Genomic DNA, 19,071 nt, shown 5'->3' on the forward strand with positions numbered 1-19,071 from the left:
CAGTTTTGGATCTGCCACAAAGTCTGCAAGGGCGTCCGACGCGAAGCACGACGAAGCTGCCTGGCACGACATGGGATGCTGCGAACGTAATGAAACGGTGCGGGAAGGCGCCGTTCCCCTTGAACACATGAATATCTATATATATAAATCTATTGGCGAGGTACCATATCTGATTGGCACGAGCCGTATCAGGTACGTTCGCCTACGGCCCCCGCGCACATTCCAGATATACACTGCACCAGAGCTGGCAGGAGCGCCAAAGCTGGGTGGAGCAGGCCTTCAGGCCTGCTCCACTTTAGTGGAAGGAAGCGGCTTTAGCCGCTGAGGTATGCTCGACACCGCGCTCCAGCGCGCGCCTCAGCGGCTAAAGCCGCATTACATTCAGTGCGACTTACGGCACGCCTGAAGGCGTGCCCCTTCAAGGAATTTCTGCAGCTTGTAAAGCCGCTCCAAATCCCACTGCAGACCTGGAAGGCGCAATGTTTTCCGCACACCTCTCATGGAGCCTAACCGGGATCGCTGTTGCTGTTGCTGCGAGAGAGATGTTCCACGTGGAACATCTTGACAACGACACCAGGATCACAAGGAAAAGGGCCGGATGATCTCTCCCCCGGCCCTTCCGATCTAGCTCGAAACTAACGCTTCGCCCCAAGCACCTCGACGATACGGTCGAAATCTTCAAGCGAGGCGTACTCGAGCATTATCTTGCCCTTACCCTTCTTGTCTGTGATTGTGACCCTCACGCCAAGCGAGCGCTCAAGCTCGCGTTCGGCCTCGCGCACATTCGGGTCCAACGGACGCTCCGGCTTCGACTGCTTCTCAGCCGGGTGCATCAGGTTGTAAACCGCCCCTTCGGTCTGGCGAACCGACATTGAGAGCGTAACTACCCTCTGCGCCAGTTTCTCCATCGCGTCGGGCGAGTCCAAGGTCATTAGCGCCTTGGCATGGCCAAAACTGAGCTTTTCGGCCTCGACCAACTCCTGGACCGTAGGCGGCAGCTTCAGCAATCGCACAAAGTTAGCGACCGATGAGCGATCCTTGCCAGTGCGCTGCGCCATCTGCTCTTGTGTAAGCCCGAATTCGCGGCCCAGACGCTCGTAAGCCCTTGCCTGCTCCATTGCATTGAGATCCTCGCGCTGAAGGTTTTCGACGATGGTCATTTCCATCGCCTGCTCGTTCGAAACCTGGCGAATAATCGCGGGTACCGTCGTTTTCCCGGCCCGTTGCGAAGCCAGCCAGCGCCGTTCTCCGGCGATCAACTGGAAGCGTCCATCCTTCTGCGGCCGCACGACGATGGGCTGAACCACGCCGGACGCCCTGATCGACGCCGCTAGTTCGTTCAGCGCCTCTTCCCCGAACTTGGTGCGTGTCTGGTATGGATTGCGGTCGATTTGCTCGACTGGGACTTCCCGCACGAGATCGCCAGACATTGCGGTTGCTGGCGCCGCTCCGGGTGCCGGAGCCGTTGCACGCGATGCGGGCAGCAGAGTTTCAAGTCCACGGCCGAGTACCTTCTTCTTGTCATTCATTTTGCGATTCCTGCATCGGTCTGTACGCCGACGGTTGTAACTTCCAAGGGAGTAGTTGAGTGCGACATTCCGCGTTCCATAATTTCCTTCGCCAAACGTATATAGCTTTCAGCCCCTCGCGAGCGCGGATCGTAGAGGAGTGCCGGTTTTCCGTGACTTGGGGCTTCAGCCAAACGCACATTGCGCGGGATAGCCGTCTTGCAGAGCGTGTCGCCGAAGTACTTTTGCAACTCCGAGGTGACACTCTGGGCCAGATTTGTCCGTTCGTCGTACATCGTTAGCACCACGCCTTCGACGCTGAGTCGGCTGTTCAGGCTCTGGCGTATTCGGTCAATGGTATCAAGCAACTCGGAGACGCCTTCCAGGGCAAAATATTCGGCCTGCATAGGAATCAGCACCGAATCCGCCGCGACTAAGGCGTTCAGAGTGAGCAGATCGAGGGCGGGCGGGCAGTCCAACACGATGAACTCGAAACGCGGACGAACCTGCTCAAGAGCATGCCTGAGCCGATATTCCCGGTACTCAGCACCGACGAGTTCGATGTTGGCGCCGATGAGATTTTTGCTGGACGGGATAACCCAGAGGTTCTCGACCGCAGTCTGCAGCATCACCTGGTCGGCCGACGCATCGCCCATAATGTATTCATAGACGCTCAGGCGCTCCGGGTCTTTAACGAAACCGACTCCGCTGGACGAGTTGGACTGGGGATCGCAATCCACGAGCAGCGTCGGAACCTCGGCTGCCGCAAAGGATGCGGCCAGGTTGATGGAGGTCGTGGTTTTACCTACGCCACCCTTCTGATTGGCGACTGCTATGACGCGAGCCATGGGACCCTTTCGTGGTGAGAGTTGAGCCTACAAGACGCGTCGGTCGATAGCAACGGTGACTTGCTGTGCAGAGCTGTGGATTCGGTGGATAACGGGAAATAAAAGCCGGAATTCGTCAGCGCTGGGCAATGTTCCACGTGGAACACGTCGGCAAAGCAACAAACCAGCCAGTAAACGTACAACCCAATTGTTCCACGTGGAACATCACGAGGCGAGCTTTGGCCGACAAACCGCCAGCACTCGCGCCGCCGACCCCGGCACCATGATTGGAAGCTGCCACGCTCCGGGCACAAACTGGTGAGCCGCCTGAACCTGCGCGGAACCAATCAGCATCGCGAGTCTCCCGCCGGGCGACACCAGGCGCGCAGCGGTGGGCGCGATGGATTCAAACTTCTCGACAGCGCGAAAAGTGACTAGCTCCGCCCTAAGCCCAACTTTCTCGGCCCGTACATTCAGAACCTCAACGTCGCTCAAAGACAGTTGCCGAACGATTTCCTTCAGGAACGTAGCCTTCTTGTTTTGCGATTCGACCAACATTAGTGACAGCCCTGGTGCGAAGATCTTTAGCACCAGGCCGGGAAAGCCGGCTCCGGAACCGACATCTATGACCGAGCAGCGCGAGTCAGCCGAGAGCAGATGGCGAGCGGCGAAGAGCGACTCGCCGAAATGACGCGAGATCATCTCGTCACGCGTACGCACGGCCGTTAGATTCATGCGCGCATTCCACTTCATCAGTATATTTACATATGTGGATATATTCTCGGCCTGCTCCGAGGTCAATGTGTTGGCATCGCCTAGATATGGCGCAACCAGCTCGACGATGTGTGCTGTATCCACGCCTGGAAAGATTATCTCAGCGGCCGCTCAGCGCGGCAGATAAAAGCGACCGACAAAGCGGTTACTAATTCCACCACTAAGATTCAGTTGAGCCGCGCGCGTTGGAGTCGTTATCATTGCATAGCCGCGCGCGTGGGGCGTTCGGCCATAACTTCCTTCAACACGACTACGACAAGCATGAGCGAAGCGACTGTTTCCACCTATGTCACGATCACGGGCCTGCCTCTGACGATCGAACTGGCCTGGCCTTTTCACCACTCAACCTCCGGCGCGGATTTCGAGGTACTGCATGGCATCCTGTGCGTTGCGGACGGAAGCGGGCTGCATGCGGATGTCTCCGTGCATGTTTCGCAAACAGTCCGCGAGGCACTCCCCTCTCTGGAGCCGAGAGATGCTCACGCCGTCGTGATCAATGCGCTGCGAAAGGAGGTGGACGTAAAGCAGCTAGAGTTTCTGAAATCTGGCAAGCGTCAACCAGTGCCACTTTCTACGCGCTTCATGCACTTCCGCACGCGGCGTTGGCAGTTCAGTTCCGCGCCGGAGACTGCGATTGCGCTCATGCTGCGCGACCGTGTGTATTGGGCGGCGCACAAGATGGGTGCCGGGCACGTGAAGGTGATCGATGCATGCGAGGCGATGTACGTGGGCTCCACCATCGAGACGATCGCGGAGGTAGCGCGCGGCCTCGCCCGGCAGGAGTTGATCGCGCTAGACGGCGAACACGCCCTGGCAACCGATAGTCTCATCGCCCTCGGCGCTGAGATCGAGCGCCGGAAAGAAAATGCGCTTGCTTCACTCCAGCAGAAGCATGAGTACGAACAATCGAAGACGTAGGCCGGGCTGTGCATCCCCGAAGTTGTCAGAGGTCAGGCGTTCCTTTGGAGCGAACGCCAATCCAGAGCACGCGTCATTTTCGCTCAGCAGCTTAGCAGCTCCCAGTGCCTAGCAGCTCAGAGTCCCGGGTGCGAAGCCTGATTTGCGCTGGGTACGAGTTGCATGTAGAGGTCGCGCGGTATGTCGGTATCCCAATACCCGGCTGTCTTGGCGAATCCGACGAGTCCTAAGAACACGAGCGCGATTCCCGCGGCGAGCGCCACGGGAGAAAGCCTGCGCTGTGGCTTTGGCGCTATCAATGGAACTCCGACTGCAATCTGCAACGCGCCTTCCGCCGGGCACACCGCCACGCATTCCAGACAAGCCGTGCACTCTGCCGAGCGTATCTGCACCAGCTTATCCACCGGAAGCTGCGACGGGCACGCTTTCGCGCACTTGCCGCAATCTATACAAGGCTCTGCATTGCGATGAATTCGCGCCGGGCTGAACAAAGCGGCGAGCCCCATGAGCGCACCATACGGACACAAATAGCGGCACCAGAAGTTCTGCACAAAGAACGACAGCACGATGATGACGCCAACCACAACTGCAGCCGTGGTGCTCATGAAGCGAAAGAAGTTGAGCATCTTAACGTCGGCGATCAGTCCATAAGGCGCAGAAAGGAATTCGGCGATTGCCTCCACCGACATTGCTCCGATGACGTACACGAAGAAGCCGAGCAGGAGGTACTTCAGTCCGCGCAAAGGAATATCGGCCCACCGCGGCAGGCTGAAGTTGCGACGAAATGTGCGGCGACCGAGCTTCCACAGATACTCGGAGATCGTGCCGATTGGGCATAGCCAGCTACAGAAAGACTTGCGGAAGACCAGCGATATCCCCAGGAACGCCACAAGCAGAAACATTCCCGCCGGATGGATGCTCGGCACGTGTCCGGTCAAAACCAGATACTTGAGGTTCATCAGGGCTGCGATCGGCAGCCATCCCTCAACCCCGGCCGGTCGCTCGACAAAACGCGTCGCGCCAGCGGATTCGAAATGACGAACCCACATATAGAACAACACGCCAACATAGGCGTTGAGTACGAGGAATGCGATCTGGAAGTAGCGGCGCAGTTGCTGTGAACGATCTGCGTCGGTCCGGCGAATCAGCTTCTTCTTTGTCTTAGGACTTTCGGGATGAATGCTCCCCGCACTGAGCGTGCCCTGATCCGTGATGTTTGGCTGAGCCGACATATTCTTTTCCTGAAGTAAGGATAGAAATGCGGGTGCCTGCCTACCTATGACTTTGGTCACAAACACAGGGATATCAGCAGATTTCCTACTGAACGGCTTTTTCGGCCTGACTGCGCCGGCGCGCCTGTATCTCTATGTACACGTTAATCAGCGAGATGGCTGCGGGAGTGACGCCGGGGATTCGGCTGGCCTGACCGAGGGTGACGGGTCGCACGCGACGGAGTTTCTCGTTCATCTCGCGCGAAAGTCCGCTTACCGAAGAGTAGTCAAACCATGCGGGGATGGACTTCTCTTCGGACTTCTTTAAACGCAAGATTGCCTTCTCTTGCTGATCGAGATAGCCTGCGTACTTTATCTCCGTTTCCACCGACTTCAGTTCATTGCGAACCGCCGACGACAAACCCACGCCAGCGGACGCCGAGGATTCCCGCTCGAAGAAATCCGGCAACAGCACCACGAGCGCTGGGACGAAATCTTCGATGATGACTTCGGGACGCTTTAATAACTGGGCATACGTTGAGCCGGTCACGATACCGACTTTGGCGGCAAGGGCGCAAGGCAGTTCGCCATCGACGCGCGTGTTCTCCAGCAGCTGCTTTAAGGCCTCCATGCGCTGCTGCTTCGCAAGATGTTCACGCCAGGCTTCGTCGTCGATGAGACCTACGCGTCGTCCGTAGGGAGTGAGGCGACGGTCCGCATTGTCTATGCGCAGGTGCAGCCGAAATTCAGCGCGCGACGTGAACATTCGGTAAGGCTCGTTCGTGCCCTTGCTGATGAGGTCGTCGATGAGAATGGCCGTGTACGCCTCTGTGCGGTCGAGCACCAGAGGCGGCTCGTTTTTAATGGCGAGCGCGGCGTTGATGCCAGCCATCAGTCCCTGGCACGCTGCCTCTTCGTAACCGCTGGTTCCGTTGATCTGCCCTGCGAGATACAGGCGCGCAATCTTCTTTGTCTCGAGCGTGCGCTGTAACTCCGTCGGATCGATCGCGTCGTACTCAATGGCATAGCCGGGGCGCAGCATCTCGGCCTTCTCAAGGCCCGGAACTGACTTGATCATCGCGAGTTGAACATCGACAGGCATCGATGTACTCATGCCATTTACATAAATCTCGTGCGTGTGCAGACCCTCGGGCTCGAGATAGAGCTGGTGCGTTTCCTTGTCGGGGAACTTCACGAACTTATCTTCAATCGATGGACAATACCGCGGTCCGATGGACTGTATCTGGCCGCTGTACATTGGCGAGCGATGAACATTCGCGCGGATGATGCGGCCCGTCTCTTCGGTTGTGAACGCGATGTAGCAGGGAACCTGCGCTTGGGTAATCTTCTTTGTGCGAAAGCTGAAGGGAGTTGGGTCGGCGTCGCCGGGCTGCTCTTGGAACTTGCTCCAGTCAATCGTGCGACCATCGAGGCGCGGAGGTGTGCCCGTCTTCAGACGGCATCCACGAAGGCCGAGCCTCTTCAGTGCCTCGCCGAGCAGATGAGAAGGCGGCTCACCGCTGCGTCCTGCGGGATAGGTCTTCTCCCCGCAGTGAATCAACCCGTTCAGGAAAGTCCCGGTCGTAATAACGATGGCCTCGGCGCCTACGGTTCGGCCATCGCGAAGACGAATACCGCGCACTCGCCGGCCGAGATTCGAGTCGCCATCACCGTCCTCAACAATCAGCTCAGACACTTCCGCCTGTTTGACGGTGAGGTTCGGCTGAGACTCCAGTAGCTCGCGCATTTTCACGCGGTACTGCTGCTTATCGCACTGTGCGCGCGGAGACCACACGGCCGGGCCCCGCGAGGTGTTCAGAAGCCGGAACTGAATGCCAACGGCATCGGTGACTTCGCCCATGATGCCGCCCAGCGCATCCACTTCGCGTACGAGATGGCCCTTCGCGATTCCACCCACGGCAGGGTTGCAGGACATTTGCGCGATCAGGTCGATGTTCAGCGTGAACAAAGCGGTCTTCAGGCCCATGCGCGCCGCCGCCACGCCAGCCTCGCATCCGGCATGGCCAGCACCCACGACCGCGACATCGTATTGTTCGCTAAAGTTTTGTCCCGTAATGGCGGAACTCACGCTGCAATCCTCTGACGGCGCCCACACGCGTCGAAACTCCATTTTAGCAAGGGATTGAAAGTACCCGGTTCGGAGGGAGGGCTTTGAAGCTGCTCAAAAACTCGAAAGCAAGCGGGGGTCATCCTGAGCGTAGCGAAGGATCCGCTGTTCACAACAAAGGCAGATCCTTCGTGCGCGCACAAGTGACCTCAGGATGACTCGATATAGCTTTTTCAGCAGCCTGTTCAGCCGCCGGGGTAAGCCGTTCCCCCCTGTGCCCCATTCAAAGACCCGAGCTCTGCTCTACTGCGCCGCGTTTGCTTCGCGAAAGTTTTGTCGCACGGAGGCGATGAAATCCCGCGCCTGCGGCGGAGCAGGAACCTTGCCGGTCAGCAACGTTCGGAAATCGTAGTCCTGTTTGTAGAACGCCCGCGTTGAGTCGTCGTCCTGACGCATATTCGCGCCGCTCAGGGTCAAGCCGGCGAAGACACCGCGTGTGCGAGAGTAAGTGAGTACTTGCGCTCGCAGTTTCCAGTCGGTGGATGCTGCGGCTTCACGACCGACGGGACCTGCTGCGATTGCTCCCTCACCGCCGAATTTCCAGTTGGCGCTTAGAAGCTGGTTCATCCCTGCCTCATTCATAACTAGCAAGACAAGATCGACGGACTCGGCCCCGATCTGCGCGCCCCAGCTACCGCCGGTCAACGTGAAGAATGCGGGAGCAGACCAGCCGTTAGCATTGCGGCACGTTGCCACGCCACGTCCGTGCTGGCCGCCAATGACGAAGCCTCCCTTAACCATGTCGGGCACGATGGCGACGCACTTAGCTTCTTTCAAAACGTTCTCCGGAATGCCCTTATCCGGGGCAGCCGTCAATTCGTTCAGAACTTTGCCGGAGTCGGTGAGCCGGTTCAGCACTTCTGAGCGCTCCTGGGAGACCGGCTGTCCAGCAGCATTGACTCGTGTGGGCTGTTCATGCCGGGAGCAGCCTACGGCCACAAACATCAGCACCAAAGCGACCAGCAGCAATATCAACTTTCTCATGTTGTAATTCCCTCCCCGTGCGACGTCCGTGAATTCTGCACTTAGGTTTCAGGTAGTTGGAGGGTGATTTCGCAGCAGGGGTTTGCAGAGGAAGTCAAGATTTGGCGAGGTTCTTGCTGAGCCCGGCCCCGCGGAACAGTGCTGCTGGGCGACGTTCAGCGGCAACCGGCAGGAACTTAGAACCAGCCTTTTCGGCGGAAGTACCAGAGGATGAGCAGCGTCGATATTCCCATTAGACCAACGGCGTAAAGAGCGCCGTGCGGATTGCTCGTCCAGGGTAGATGCAGGTTCATCCCAAAGAAGCCCGTGATGATGACCATCGGCAAGGCAACCGTGCCATAGACCGTAAGTACCTTCATCACCTCGTTGGTGCGATTAGCCACGGCCGACAGGTAAATGTCCAGCGAGCCGGTCAGCAGATCACGATAGGTCTCAATGAGATCCACGGTCCGGACCAGGTGATCGTAGATGTCCCGGAAGTAGGGATCGAGGTCATCGCCCATCAAGCCGCCTTCGCGGCGTATGACAGAGTTCACCACCTCGCGCATGCCGCTCGCAATGCGCCGGAAATCAATCAGCTTGCGCTTCAGGACGAAAATGCGCCGGAGCGTTGGGGGATCCGGCGTCTCCAGTACATCGGTCTCAAGCTCGGATGTTTCCTCGGCAATCCCGTCGAGCACCGGCATGTATCCGTCAACGACCGTGTCTAACAATATGTAGAACACGCGATCTAGACGCTGAACATTGTCTTGTATCGCCCGTTGTCGCACTTTTTCGACAAAGGAGGAATCCTGACTGCTTACGCTGATGACGAAATCGCGCCCGAGAAAGACATCGAGGTCATCGAAGTTAAGGCCGTCATTCGCGTGCAGGTGTTTCAGGACGAAAAAGATATAGCCTGCGTGCTCTTCTGATTTCGCACGCTGCGGGCGATGCCGGCAATCTTCGATCTGCAGTTCGTGGAGATGAAAACGGAGTGCCAGTTCGTCAAGCGCCGGCGACGAAGGGTCGTCGATGTGGTACCACTCGAGCGACGGGATCGGCTGCGCGGCAGTGCTCAGGGCGTGGCGCATGGCTTACGCCGGCTTCTTTCCCTTCGCGCCGTCCGGCGTCTGCCAGGGTCGCATTGGGCGGTCCACCTGAGGCTTGTCGCGATCCCTGACGCGATCGTAGACGTAGGTTTCGCTTACCGAACCCAGCGACTCGTTATACAAACTGGTCGCACCGATGGCTTCCTTAAGCTCCTCAGAGAACCGGTGCAACGCTCGCAGATGGTCCTCCGTCGCGGCGATCTCAAGCTTGCTGGTCCGCAGAAACTTCTGGTAGCCACGATCGACGAGCTTGGAAATCTCTCCGCCGACGAGGCAGCCCGGATAGGCAAAGAACTTTGCCGTACCGTCTTCCGCTTTTTCAATCGCTGCGGAACAGTTGTACTTCTTCAGGAAAACGCGGTTAGCTGTGCCGGGAGCTTCCAGCACCTCAAAACCATGGTCGCGTAGCCATGCCAGCGAATCTTCGTAACTCTTCTGCTTGATCGTCTTTGCCATTTCCCCTACTTCTGATGCGTCGCAGGCGCACAGGGCTACTCACCCGCCCCGCCGCTCTGACCTTGCGGAGCAGAGAGCGCAATCAATCTGCCCGGCATCGAAACACTTCTAGACTATAAGGCCATTGAGTCGATAACTTTCGCACATTGCAATCTAATACAGCAACTCAGGTGTTACAACGGGCAGTGCATATGCTTGTGATAGGCAAGGCTGAATACGAAGACATCCGTTGCCACGGCGAGGAGCGCTATCCTCACGAATGCTGCGGCGTGCTGCTGGGTGCAATCAGCGGCAATCGCAAAATCGTGAGCCGCGTCGTTCGCTGCACGAACACCCGAGGACAGGCTGCGCGCACGCGATACAACATCGACCCGCGCGAGTTGATCGATATCCAGCGACAGGCGCGGGAGCACGGCGAGAGCATTCTCGGCTTTTACCACTCGCACCCCGACGCGCCCCCGCACTGGTCACGCACCGATCTGGACCAGGCCTACTGGCCGGATTGCTCCTACATTATCGTCAGCGTTCTGGCAGGCAACGCCTCGGAGATGACTTCCTTTGTGCTTGAAGGCGCCGATGCTGATCGTCGCTTCCTCACGGAATTGTTGGAAGTGGTGGAACACGACCGACGTGAGCGGAGCGCCATCATTGATTACAATCAGTGACTACAGTCTGTGCACTGACGAAGTAACTGCGCGGAAGGATCTCACGACTTGTGATGGAAGTGAAGGAAGTGAAGAAAGTTCGTTTGACGGAGACGGTCAAGGCTGCGGGTTGAGCCAGCAAGCTCAGTCCGGCGGCGCTGGACTCGGTGCTTGGGAAATTAGCCCGGCAACAAGACCCTAACGTCCTCGTCGGCTTCGATAAAGCCGATGACGCGGGTGTGTATCAACTCACGCCAGAGCTGGCGCTCGTTCAGACGGTCGACTTCTTTACGCCCATCGTGGACGATCCCTACGTCTTCGGACAGATTGCGGCGACCAACGCGCTGAGCGATGTGTATGCCATGGGCGGACGCCCGCTGAGTTCGCTCGCGATGGTCTGCTTCCCCGAAAAGGGCGACCTATCAATCCTCCAGGAGATTCTTGCGGGCGGTCTTAGCAAGATGACGGAGGCTGGCTGCGCCGTCATTGGCGGACATTCCATTCGCGATCCCGAAATCAAGTTCGGCTACTCAGTTACCGGAACGATCAATCCTCGGCGCGTGCTCACGAATTCAGGGGCAAAAGCGGGCGACCACCTCGTGCTCACGAAGGGCCTTGGCACGGGCGTCATCTCAACGGCGATCAAGCGGGGCGAAGCGAAGCCGGAGTGGATTGAGGTGGCAACGCGCTCCATGACGACCCTCAACAAGACAGCAGCCGAGATAGCGCAGAGCTACGATGTCCACGGCATGACGGACATCACCGGCTTTGGCCTGATCGGCCATGCGCGGGAGATGGCGTTGGGTAGCGACGTCAGCCTCATCATCTTCAGCTCGGAGCTTCCGCTGCTAAATGGCGCACTCGACTGCATTCGCGCCGGATTTGTCCCGGGAGGACTGAAGGCGAACCGCGAATTCGCCGAATGCGCAGTCGAGTACGACGGCAACGTTTCAGAAGAACTGCGCACCGTGCTCTTTGATCCGCAAACTGCGGGTGGCTTGCTTATCTCGATCGAAGCCGCGCAGGCGCAGAAACTTGCCGAGGAACTTCGTGCCGCCGCCCTGCCCGCCCGCATCATCGGCCGAGTCATCGCCGAGAAGAAACCGCTCATTAGCATCTCCTGAGAGCTCATCGCATCGCCTTAGTTTGATGACAGAGCCAATTCAAAGCAAACGTTATGGCGTCTACGCTTCGCGCCTTCGGCGCGCGGTCGACATGACGCTCTATTTGTAAGCAAACAAAGGCGACCCGAAGGCCGCCTTTGTTCTCCCATAAATCTGGATTATCTCAACCGATACTCAACCACCCGTGATCACGCTTGCGCCGGCCGTTCGCCGGGATTCCTGACTGGCTGGCGATTCGGCTCGGGCTTGAGCACCTGCTGCACATTGCCACCATCGTTGTCAGACGAAGGCGTAACGCGAGCAGCAAGCTGTTTGCCTTCGATGATCGCCTGGAGTTCGTTGGCGTCGAGCACCTCACGCTCCAGCAGCGCCTTGGCAATGTTGTGCATCACCTCGTGGTTCGAGTTCAGAATCTCGTACGCGCTCTGGTAGCCGTTGTTGACGAAGCGCTTGACCTCTTCGTCGATCTGGATTGCAGTCGCCTCGCTGAAGTCGCGATGCTGGCTGATCTCGCGGCCAAGGAATATCTGCTCTTCCTTCTTGCCGAACGTTATGGGCCCCATCTTGCTCATGCCGAACTCGCACACCATCTTGCGCGCCAGTTCAGACGCCTGCTCGATGTCGTTCCCGGCTCCGGTGGTCATCGTCGTCAGGAACAGCTCCTCGGCGATGCGGCCGCCCATCATGATGGCCAGACGCGTCTCGAGATAGTCACGCGTGTACGTGTGTTTGTCGTCGATCGGGAGTTGCATGGTGACGCCCAGCGCCATACCGCGCGGGATGATGGTCACCTTGTGCAGTGGGTCCGAATGTTTCATCTTGACCGCAACCAGCGCGTGCCCAGCTTCGTGATACGCCGTGACGCGCTTCTCCTCGTCCGAGAGAATCATGGACTTGCGCTCGGCGCCCATCAGGACCTTGTCCTTTGCGAGCTCAAAGTCGTACATCAGAACCGTCTTGCGGTTCTGGCGCGCGGCATTCAGAGCAGCTTCGTTAACCATGTTGGCCAGGTCGGCACCGGAAAAACCCGGTGTGCCACGAGCCAGGACGGAAAGATCAACGTCGTCGTTCATCGGAATCTTGCGCGTGTGTACGCGCAGGATTTCTTCACGCCCACGAACGTCTGGACGGGAGACAACCACGCGGCGATCGAAGCGGCCGGGGCGCAGGAGCGCCGGGTCCAGCACGTCAGGACGGTTCGTCGCAGCGATAAGGATGACGCCTTCGTTCGATTCGAAGCCGTCCATTTCGACCAGCAACTGGTTCAGTGTCTGCTCGCGCTCGTCGTGTCCGCCGCCGAGGCCTGCGCCACGATGACGTCCAACGGCGTCGATTTCGTCGATGAAGATGATGCAGGGAGCATTCTTCTTGCCCTGTTCGAACAGGTCACGAACGCGGCTTGCGCCCACGCCTACGAACATTTCGACAAAGTCAGAACCAGAAATACTGAAGAAAGGCACGTTGGCTTCGCCGGCAACCGCACGCGCAAGAAGGGTCTTGCCCGTTCCCGGAGGTCCGACCAGCAACACGCCTTTCGGAATGCGTCCGCCCAGCTTCTGGAATTTCTGCGCCTCGCGCAGGAACTCGATGATCTCGCGCAGTTCTTCCTTAGCCTCGTCTACGCCGGCAACGTCCTTAAACGTCACCTTCTTCTGCTGCATGGAGAGCAGGCGAGCGCGGCTCTTGCCGAAGGAAAGCGCCTTGTTTCCGCCGGTCTGCATCTGGCGAATCATGATGAACCAGAGAGCGCCCAGCAGAATGAGCGGTGCGAGATTGAGCAGCCAGGTGCCGTAGCCGCCAGTGCTGTTATCGCGAACCGTGATGTTGACGCCCTTTTCCGACAACTCTTTGTACATCTCAGGGTAGTTGTTCGGCGGGACCGTGGTGTGGAATGTGGCTTTTTCGTCGCGATACGTACCGCGAACTTCGGAGCCCTGAACGACCACGCTCTGAACCTTGCCCTGGTTCACCTGTGACCGGTACTCCGAGAAGTTGATTTCCTTTTCCTTAACGCCAGATCCACCCGCCTTGACGACCTGCCAGAGCAGGACGCCAGACAGTACAATCACCAGCCAGAACACGACCTGTTTAACCGTCGAATTCACAGAAGCTCCTAATATTTGAGGGCGACCGTATCAATACGCAAGCACCCAGCAGTTTAGATGCCTGCCAAGCTGCTCGGATTTACGGAATTTGCTCCCCTTATAGATTGTAACCGTTTTGGAGGGAAAACAACGCGCAGAAGCCTTCAAATAGAGGGCTGCAGGTCTTCATCGGCAGAGGCAAGATAAGCCAGATTCCGGCCAAGCAGGGGCCCTCCCAGGCCATATCCGATCACATAGCCCTCGTCGATCAGGAAGCCAAAATAGTCCGGTTGCAGCAGCACCCTGCGCTGTGATGGGCGATCCACCATTACCGCCAGTCTGACCGAGGCCGCGCCACGGGCAGTGAGATTTCTAATCAGGAACTCGGTCGTGATCCCCGACTGCATCAGGCCCTCAACCAGGAGGACGTGCTTGTCTCTGACTTCCAATTCTGGAGCAAAGAAGATTTCCGTCGTGGCGATGTTGCCTTGCAGCATCTCCCGGAAGTACGGCTTTACAAAGTTGCAGACCAGAGAAAGGTCAAGAGCGCGAATGAGGTCAGCCATAAAAACAAAGCCGTTCTCCAGGACGCCGATGACGTGCAGTTCCTTTCCTTCGTAGTCGCTCGAAATCTGCCGGCCGATGTCCCGGATGCGCTTCTGCATCTGTTCGGCAGTAACTACGGTCTTCATGCTGTGGGGCAGTCCTGTTTCCTTGGTCAAATGAACCTCATTCCGAGAGTTCTTCGATAAGTACCGCCTGCCCCGTCTGCTGCCGGAAAGCGTGCTGCACGGCAACCGGGAACCCGCGAACCCAAACGATCGAATCGCCGCTCACCACAACCGGCCACAAAGCCTTGTCCGGCTTTAGCACCTTCTTCTCCTGAAGGAGGCGCTTGAGTTTCTCCGGCGACCTGCTGCGCACGGGATGAAAACGGTCTCCCGCTTTCCAGTTGCGCACAACAAGCACAGACGCCAGCGAGCCTGGATTGAGCAGCGCTGCGGGATTATACCCCTCACAGCTTCCGGTGACGGTAACCAATCGCGTCCGGAGCCGTAATCCAGCTTCCCGTACCACCACCTCGCCGGGAACACCTAGGTGATACTCGTAGTCTTCGACCACGACTGTAGGAACACGCGGCTTGATAACCAGTTCTCCGCCTCGCCGCTCCGCAAAATAGCCATTCGGCAGCACACACCTTGACGTAGTCCTCTCCGCGACGGACAGCAGTTCTTCGATATGATGGAAATCAAGGGCAAGACCGGCCTGCTCGGCAGCGAAACGGATGAGGCGACGTCGCAGCGCCAAGGGATGATGTGCGAGCGCAGAAATGCCGACCGCCGCTCGACTCTCGCCCGAAGTAATGACATCAACAGAGAGGCTACGAACTTCAGCGTCCCAGAAATCTTCCTCCGCACGCGCGATTTCGGCAGACTCACTCAGCACCCTGCGGATCGAAGGGTTGTAATCGCGCTCCAGCAGCGGGAGCAGTTCGTGGCGTACGCGGTTGCGAAGATACCGGCGGTCGCGGTTGGTGGCGTCTTCGCACCAGCGCTGGCCGATGCTCTCCAAATACTGCTCAACCTCGTTCCGAGAAATCGACAGCAGAGGCCGGACAACTCCCGACTCCTCTCGTTCGCCCAATGACAAGCGGGGGTAGATTCCCGCCAGGCCACGCGAACCTGCTCCGCGCATCGTGCGCAAGAGCACGGTCTCAGCCTGGTCGTCTGCCGTGTGCGCAGTCGCGACTTTGTCGAGCAGATTGCGGCGAATGAGCGACTCGAAGAACTGGTAACGAAGCTTGCGGCCTGCGGCTTCCACGCCCATCGCGTGCTCGCCGGCGTACGCAGGAACGTCAACGCTCTGCTGATGACACTCCAGTTCATGCTCAAGGGCCAGGTCGCATACGAACTGCGCGTCGGCATCGGCCTGCGCGCCCCTGATGCCATGGTGCAGGTGTACGACGGAGAGAACGGCGCCAAATTCCGTTCGCAACTCAAGCAGCGCCCGCAGCAGTGCCACCGAGTCCGCTCCGCCCGACACCGCTACACCCACGCGGTCGCCCGGGCGCACCAGGTAAAGTTCACGCACATAGGCCAGCAGCTTGGTCAGCACCCGCTTATGGTACATCGACCGCCGCCGCCAACGGTCGAGCAGGTTCACCAGCGCGTGTAGATGCGCTCGTTACCCCTGTGCTCGCCACGAGCACTACTGCCAAGGGACGGCAGCACCGCGAATGCGCCGGACGCGATCATCGCGGCGAAAAACAGAAGCGTGAGCGCAGCGGGAAGAAAGAACTCGATACTTGTTAGCCAGAGCAAGGCAAAGATGGTGAATACGATCCACATAGGGAACGATCCTGGGCCTGGGCAGACCTGGAGCGTTGGAGAGTAGCTGGCGGCGTTTGGTTGCCGCGCGCGCGACGAGTTCACGGTCGAAAAACAAAAGGCCCGGAATTTTCTCCGGGCCTCTCAACTTCGCAGCCAAGGATGGCTGCTCAACGCGCCACTTTTACTGAAGTAACGTCGGGTCTTCTTTCTCTTGCTCTTCCGAGGGGATAACGACAGCGGCTGCAACCTTGTCGCCGCCTTCCAGGCTTAGCAGGCGAACGCCCTGTGTGGCACGTCCCGCTTCGCGAATGGAATCCGTACCCATGCGGATGATCTTGCCGAATTGCGAAATCAGCATGGCCTCGTTCTCTTCCGTGACCAGCAAGATGCCGACAACTTTGCCGTTCTTCTCGCGGGTCTTGACGTTAATCACGCCCTTGCCGCCGCGCGTCTGCAGACGATATTCGTCAACCGGCGTGCGTTTGCCGTAGCCGTTCTCTGTCACGGTGAGGATCAGGTTCGGTTCCGGCTTCTCACCGTCTGCGTCTTTGCGTCCCTTGGCCTTGCCGTTAGTCTTGCCATTGGCTTGCGGCGCATCCTTCGGCGTTACCGCCATCCCGACGATGTAATCCTTCTTATCGAGGTCCATGCCGCGAACGCCGAATGCCGGACGCCCCATCGTGCGAACGTTGTCCTCGTCGAAGCGGATCGCCATGCCGTCATGCGTTGCGAGGAACACAATCTGCTGGCCGTCCGTGCAGGCGGCTGCAACCAGCTCGTCTTCGTCCTCGATGCCGATAGCGATAATGCCGCGCGACATTACGTTCGAGAAGTCCTTCAGCGCGGTCTTCTTTACCGTACCCTTGCGCGTGACGAAGAATACGTACCGGTTCTCTTCTTCCAGATCGCGCACTGGCAGCATGGCTCGCACCGATTCGCCGGGTTGCAGCGAGACCAGGTTGCCGATGTGCTTGCCTTTACCGGCAGCGCCGACGTCCGGAATCTCGTACACCTTCAGCCAGTACACGCGACCGGTGCTCGTAAACACCAGGATGTAGGCATGAGTGGAGGCGATGAACAGCTTCTCCACGAAATCCTCTTCGCGCGTCGTCATGCCCTTGCGCCCTGTTCCGCCACGCCGCTGCTGACGATAGGTCGAGATCGGCGTGCGCTTCAGATATCCCGAGTGCGATACCGTTACCGCTACCTGCTCGTCTGCGATTAAGTCTTCGAGCTGAATCTCTTTCGCCTCGTCCACGATCACCGTGCGGCGCTTGTCCGCGTAATCCTTGCGAACCTGCGCCAAATCCTTCACGATCACGTCGCGAAGTTTCTTTTCCGATACGAGAATCGATTCGTACTCCGCAATCCGGTCGCGAATTTCCTTCAACTCGTTCAGAATCTCGTCGATGGAAAGCCGTGTCAGGCGGTGCAATTGCAGTTCGAGAATCGCATCTGCCTGCCGTACGCTGAACGGCTTCCCCGGGTTGATTTCCGGCGGAGCGCCTGTGGTGTTGATCGTGATCTTCTTGCCACCGAAGTATGCGACCAGGTTCTCGCGCGCTTCATTGCGGTTCGCGCTGCCGCGAATGATGGCTATCACGTTGTCTAGATGATCGAGCGCCGCCTGGTAGCCCTCAAGGATGTGCTCGCGGTCGCGTGCCTTGTTCAGCAGGAAAGCCGTTCGCCGGCGCACCACATCGATGCGGTGATCGATGAAGTAGCGCAGCGCCTGGATCAAGCCCATTTCTTTCGGCTGGCCGTTGGCAACGGCCAGGAAGATCATGCTGAAGCTCTCCTGCATCGACGTATGCTTATAGAGCTGGTTCAGTACGATCTCCGGCTGCGCCCCACGCTTCAATTCGATTACGATGCGCATGCCGTCGCGATCGCTCTCGTCCCGGATATCGCTGATTTCTTCGATCACCTTCTCGTTCACCAGACTGGCGATGCGCTCGATCAGCCGCGCCTTGTTCACCTGGTAAGGGATCTCGGTGATGATGATGGCTTCGCGCTCCTTGGTAATGTGCTCCACTGCGGCCTTCGACCGCATGAGGAAGCGCCCACGCCCAGTGCGATATGCCTCGTAAATTCCCTTCTTGCCGTAAATAAAAGCACCCGTTGGGAAGTCCGGTCCCTGCACCACCTGCAAAACCTCTTCGAGCGTGGTCTCAGGCTTATTCACCAGCATGATCGCGGCGTCCACAATCTCCCCAAGGTTGTGCGGCGGGATGTTGGTGGCCATACCCACGGCGATACCGTTCGATCCGTTGACGAGGAGGTTCGGAATCTTCGCGGGAAGAATAGTCGGCTCGACCGAGGTGTCGTCAAAATTAGGAGCAAAGTCGACTGTGTCTTTATCGATGTCGGCGAGCATTTCTTCCGCGATAGCGGTGATACGTGCCTCAGTGTATCGATAGGCTGCCGCCGGGTCGCCATCAACCGAGCCAAAGTTGCCCTGCCCATCCACCATTGGATAACGCAAGGAGAAGCTCTGCGCCATGCGCACCATCGCGTCGTAAACCGCGGTATCACCGTGCGGGTGATAGGAGCCGAGCACGGCGCCGACGACTTTGGCGCACTTCACGTGCTTGCGGTTATGCAGTAAGCCCATTTCGTTCATCGCGTACAGAATGCGCCGATGCACTGGCTTCAATCCGTCGCGCACGTCGGGCAGTGCACGGCCGATGATCACCGACATTGAATAGTCGAGATAGGAACGCTTCATCTCCTCTTCAATGTTGATGGGCTGCACGTTGGCGGCGCCGGGTATTCCGGAGTCGCCCAAAGGAAGTTTCGGATTCGTATCGTCTACCATAAGAAACTTGGTCTCAGTCCTGCGCGCTCAGTCCCTCATCGCAGAGGGTTGAGTCGGCTGCGATTGCTCTCTGTTCTCCAGCAGCAAAGGTGATTTGCGAACGCACGTCGTGCTCGGCAACTGCCTCGCGCGCCTCAGCGAATCACACGTAAACAACTGCAAATACAGGAATTT

General features: G+C 58.2%; 16 protein-coding genes. 3 read left to right on the forward strand and 13 right to left on the reverse strand.

What is annotated here, in order from left to right:
* Positions 1–635: 635 nt before the first annotated feature.
* From VN622_11695 to rsmG, 3 genes are all read right to left on the reverse strand, one after another.
* Complete coding sequence (locus VN622_11695; protein HWR36522.1) at positions 636–1,529, reverse strand: ParB/RepB/Spo0J family partition protein; 894 nt, start codon at positions 1,527–1,529, stop codon at positions 636–638.
* Entirely contained in the window at positions 1,526–2,356 is an 831-nt protein-coding gene (locus VN622_11700) for a ParA family protein (protein ID HWR36523.1), read from the reverse strand. The genes VN622_11695 and VN622_11700 overlap by 4 nt, the downstream gene beginning before the upstream one ends.
* A gap of 204 nt (positions 2,357–2,560) precedes the next feature.
* Positions 2,561–3,193, reverse strand: coding sequence for a 16S rRNA (guanine(527)-N(7))-methyltransferase RsmG (rsmG, locus tag VN622_11705; protein ID HWR36524.1), 633 nt, complete (start codon positions 3,191–3,193; stop codon positions 2,561–2,563).
* A gap of 177 nt (positions 3,194–3,370) precedes the next feature.
* On the opposite strand from rsmG, the gene VN622_11710 reads away from it, so the two are divergent.
* On the forward strand, positions 3,371–4,027 hold the full coding sequence (locus tag VN622_11710) for a hypothetical protein (protein ID HWR36525.1): 657 nt from the start codon (positions 3,371–3,373) through the stop codon (positions 4,025–4,027).
* Between the two features lie 116 nt (positions 4,028–4,143).
* Here VN622_11710 and VN622_11715 read toward each other — a convergent pair whose 3' ends face one another.
* The 5 genes from VN622_11715 to VN622_11735 form a co-directional block, all read right to left on the reverse strand.
* The gene (locus tag VN622_11715) at positions 4,144–5,259 is read right to left on the reverse strand and encodes a 4Fe-4S binding protein (GenBank protein HWR36526.1); all 1,116 of its coding nucleotides are present in this window, start codon (positions 5,257–5,259) and stop codon (positions 4,144–4,146) included.
* 85 nt (positions 5,260–5,344) lie between these two features.
* On the reverse strand, positions 5,345–7,327 hold the full coding sequence (gene mnmG, locus VN622_11720) for a tRNA uridine-5-carboxymethylaminomethyl(34) synthesis enzyme MnmG (GenBank protein ID HWR36527.1): 1,983 nt from the start codon (positions 7,325–7,327) through the stop codon (positions 5,345–5,347).
* Between the two features lie 282 nt (positions 7,328–7,609).
* Positions 7,610–8,350 (reverse strand): lipid-binding SYLF domain-containing protein, encoded by a 741-nt coding sequence (locus tag VN622_11725; protein ID HWR36528.1) that lies wholly within the window; start codon positions 8,348–8,350, stop codon positions 7,610–7,612.
* Between the two features lie 176 nt (positions 8,351–8,526).
* A complete protein-coding gene (locus tag VN622_11730) occupies positions 8,527–9,423 on the reverse strand; it encodes a magnesium transporter CorA family protein (protein ID HWR36529.1) in 897 nt (298 codons plus the stop codon).
* A 3-nt stretch (positions 9,424–9,426) separates the two neighbouring features.
* Positions 9,427–9,897 carry a hypothetical protein gene (locus VN622_11735; GenBank protein ID HWR36530.1) on the reverse strand — a complete coding sequence of 157 codons (471 nt, stop codon included), beginning with the start codon at positions 9,895–9,897 and terminating at the stop codon, positions 9,427–9,429.
* A 191-nt stretch (positions 9,898–10,088) separates the two neighbouring features.
* On the opposite strand from VN622_11735, the gene VN622_11740 reads away from it, so the two are divergent.
* Entirely contained in the window at positions 10,089–10,562 is a 474-nt protein-coding gene (locus tag VN622_11740; protein HWR36531.1) for a M67 family metallopeptidase, read from the forward strand.
* A 59-nt stretch (positions 10,563–10,621) separates the two neighbouring features.
* Positions 10,622–11,665, forward strand: coding sequence for a selenide, water dikinase SelD (gene selD / locus VN622_11745; protein HWR36532.1), 1,044 nt, complete (start codon positions 10,622–10,624; stop codon positions 11,663–11,665).
* A gap of 188 nt (positions 11,666–11,853) precedes the next feature.
* Here selD and ftsH read toward each other — a convergent pair whose 3' ends face one another.
* The 5 genes from ftsH to gyrA form a co-directional block, all read right to left on the reverse strand.
* Complete coding sequence (gene ftsH, locus VN622_11750; GenBank protein HWR36533.1) at positions 11,854–13,770, reverse strand: ATP-dependent zinc metalloprotease FtsH; 1,917 nt, start codon at positions 13,768–13,770, stop codon at positions 11,854–11,856.
* A 143-nt stretch (positions 13,771–13,913) separates the two neighbouring features.
* On the reverse strand, positions 13,914–14,471 hold the full coding sequence (locus tag VN622_11755) for a phosphoribosyltransferase family protein (GenBank protein HWR36534.1): 558 nt from the start codon (positions 14,469–14,471) through the stop codon (positions 13,914–13,916).
* Between the two features lie 7 nt (positions 14,472–14,478).
* Entirely contained in the window at positions 14,479–15,879 is a 1,401-nt protein-coding gene (gene tilS, locus VN622_11760; GenBank protein HWR36535.1) for a tRNA lysidine(34) synthetase TilS, read from the reverse strand.
* A 29-nt stretch (positions 15,880–15,908) separates the two neighbouring features.
* Positions 15,909–16,097, reverse strand: a complete 189-nt coding sequence (locus tag VN622_11765; GenBank protein ID HWR36536.1) for a hypothetical protein — start codon at positions 16,095–16,097, stop codon at positions 15,909–15,911.
* A 163-nt stretch (positions 16,098–16,260) separates the two neighbouring features.
* Positions 16,261–18,897 carry a DNA gyrase subunit A gene (gene gyrA / locus VN622_11770; GenBank protein ID HWR36537.1) on the reverse strand — a complete coding sequence of 879 codons (2,637 nt, stop codon included), beginning with the start codon at positions 18,895–18,897 and terminating at the stop codon, positions 16,261–16,263.
* Positions 18,898–19,071 lie beyond the last annotated feature (174 nt).

Source organism: Clostridia bacterium (assembly GCA_035561135.1).
Lineage (GTDB): Bacteria > Acidobacteriota > Terriglobia > Terriglobales > Acidobacteriaceae > DATMYA01.

Bases quoted from the DNA above. Each gene is read 5' to 3' on its own strand.
- VN622_11695 (HWR36522.1), bottom strand. From the start codon at position 1,529: ATGAATGACAAGAAGAAGGTACTCGGCCGTGGACTTGAAACTCTGCTG.
- VN622_11700 (HWR36523.1), bottom strand. From the start codon at position 2,356: ATGGCTCGCGTCATAGCAGTCGCCAATCAGAAGGGTGGCGTAGGTAAA.
- VN622_11710 (HWR36525.1), top strand. From the start codon at position 3,371: ATGAGCGAAGCGACTGTTTCCACCTATGTCACGATCACGGGCCTGCCT.
- VN622_11715 (HWR36526.1), bottom strand. From the start codon at position 5,259: ATGTCGGCTCAGCCAAACATCACGGATCAGGGCACGCTCAGTGCGGGG.
- VN622_11725 (HWR36528.1), bottom strand. From the start codon at position 8,350: ATGAGAAAGTTGATATTGCTGCTGGTCGCTTTGGTGCTGATGTTTGTG.
- VN622_11730 (HWR36529.1), bottom strand. From the start codon at position 9,423: ATGCGCCACGCCCTGAGCACTGCCGCGCAGCCGATCCCGTCGCTCGAG.
- VN622_11735 (HWR36530.1), bottom strand. From the start codon at position 9,897: ATGGCAAAGACGATCAAGCAGAAGAGTTACGAAGATTCGCTGGCATGG.
- VN622_11740 (HWR36531.1), top strand. From the start codon at position 10,089: ATGCTTGTGATAGGCAAGGCTGAATACGAAGACATCCGTTGCCACGGC.
- tilS (HWR36535.1), bottom strand. From the start codon at position 15,879: ATGTACCATAAGCGGGTGCTGACCAAGCTGCTGGCCTATGTGCGTGAA.
- VN622_11765 (HWR36536.1), bottom strand. From the start codon at position 16,097: ATGTGGATCGTATTCACCATCTTTGCCTTGCTCTGGCTAACAAGTATC.
- gyrA (HWR36537.1), bottom strand. From the start codon at position 18,897: ATGGTAGACGATACGAATCCGAAACTTCCTTTGGGCGACTCCGGAATA.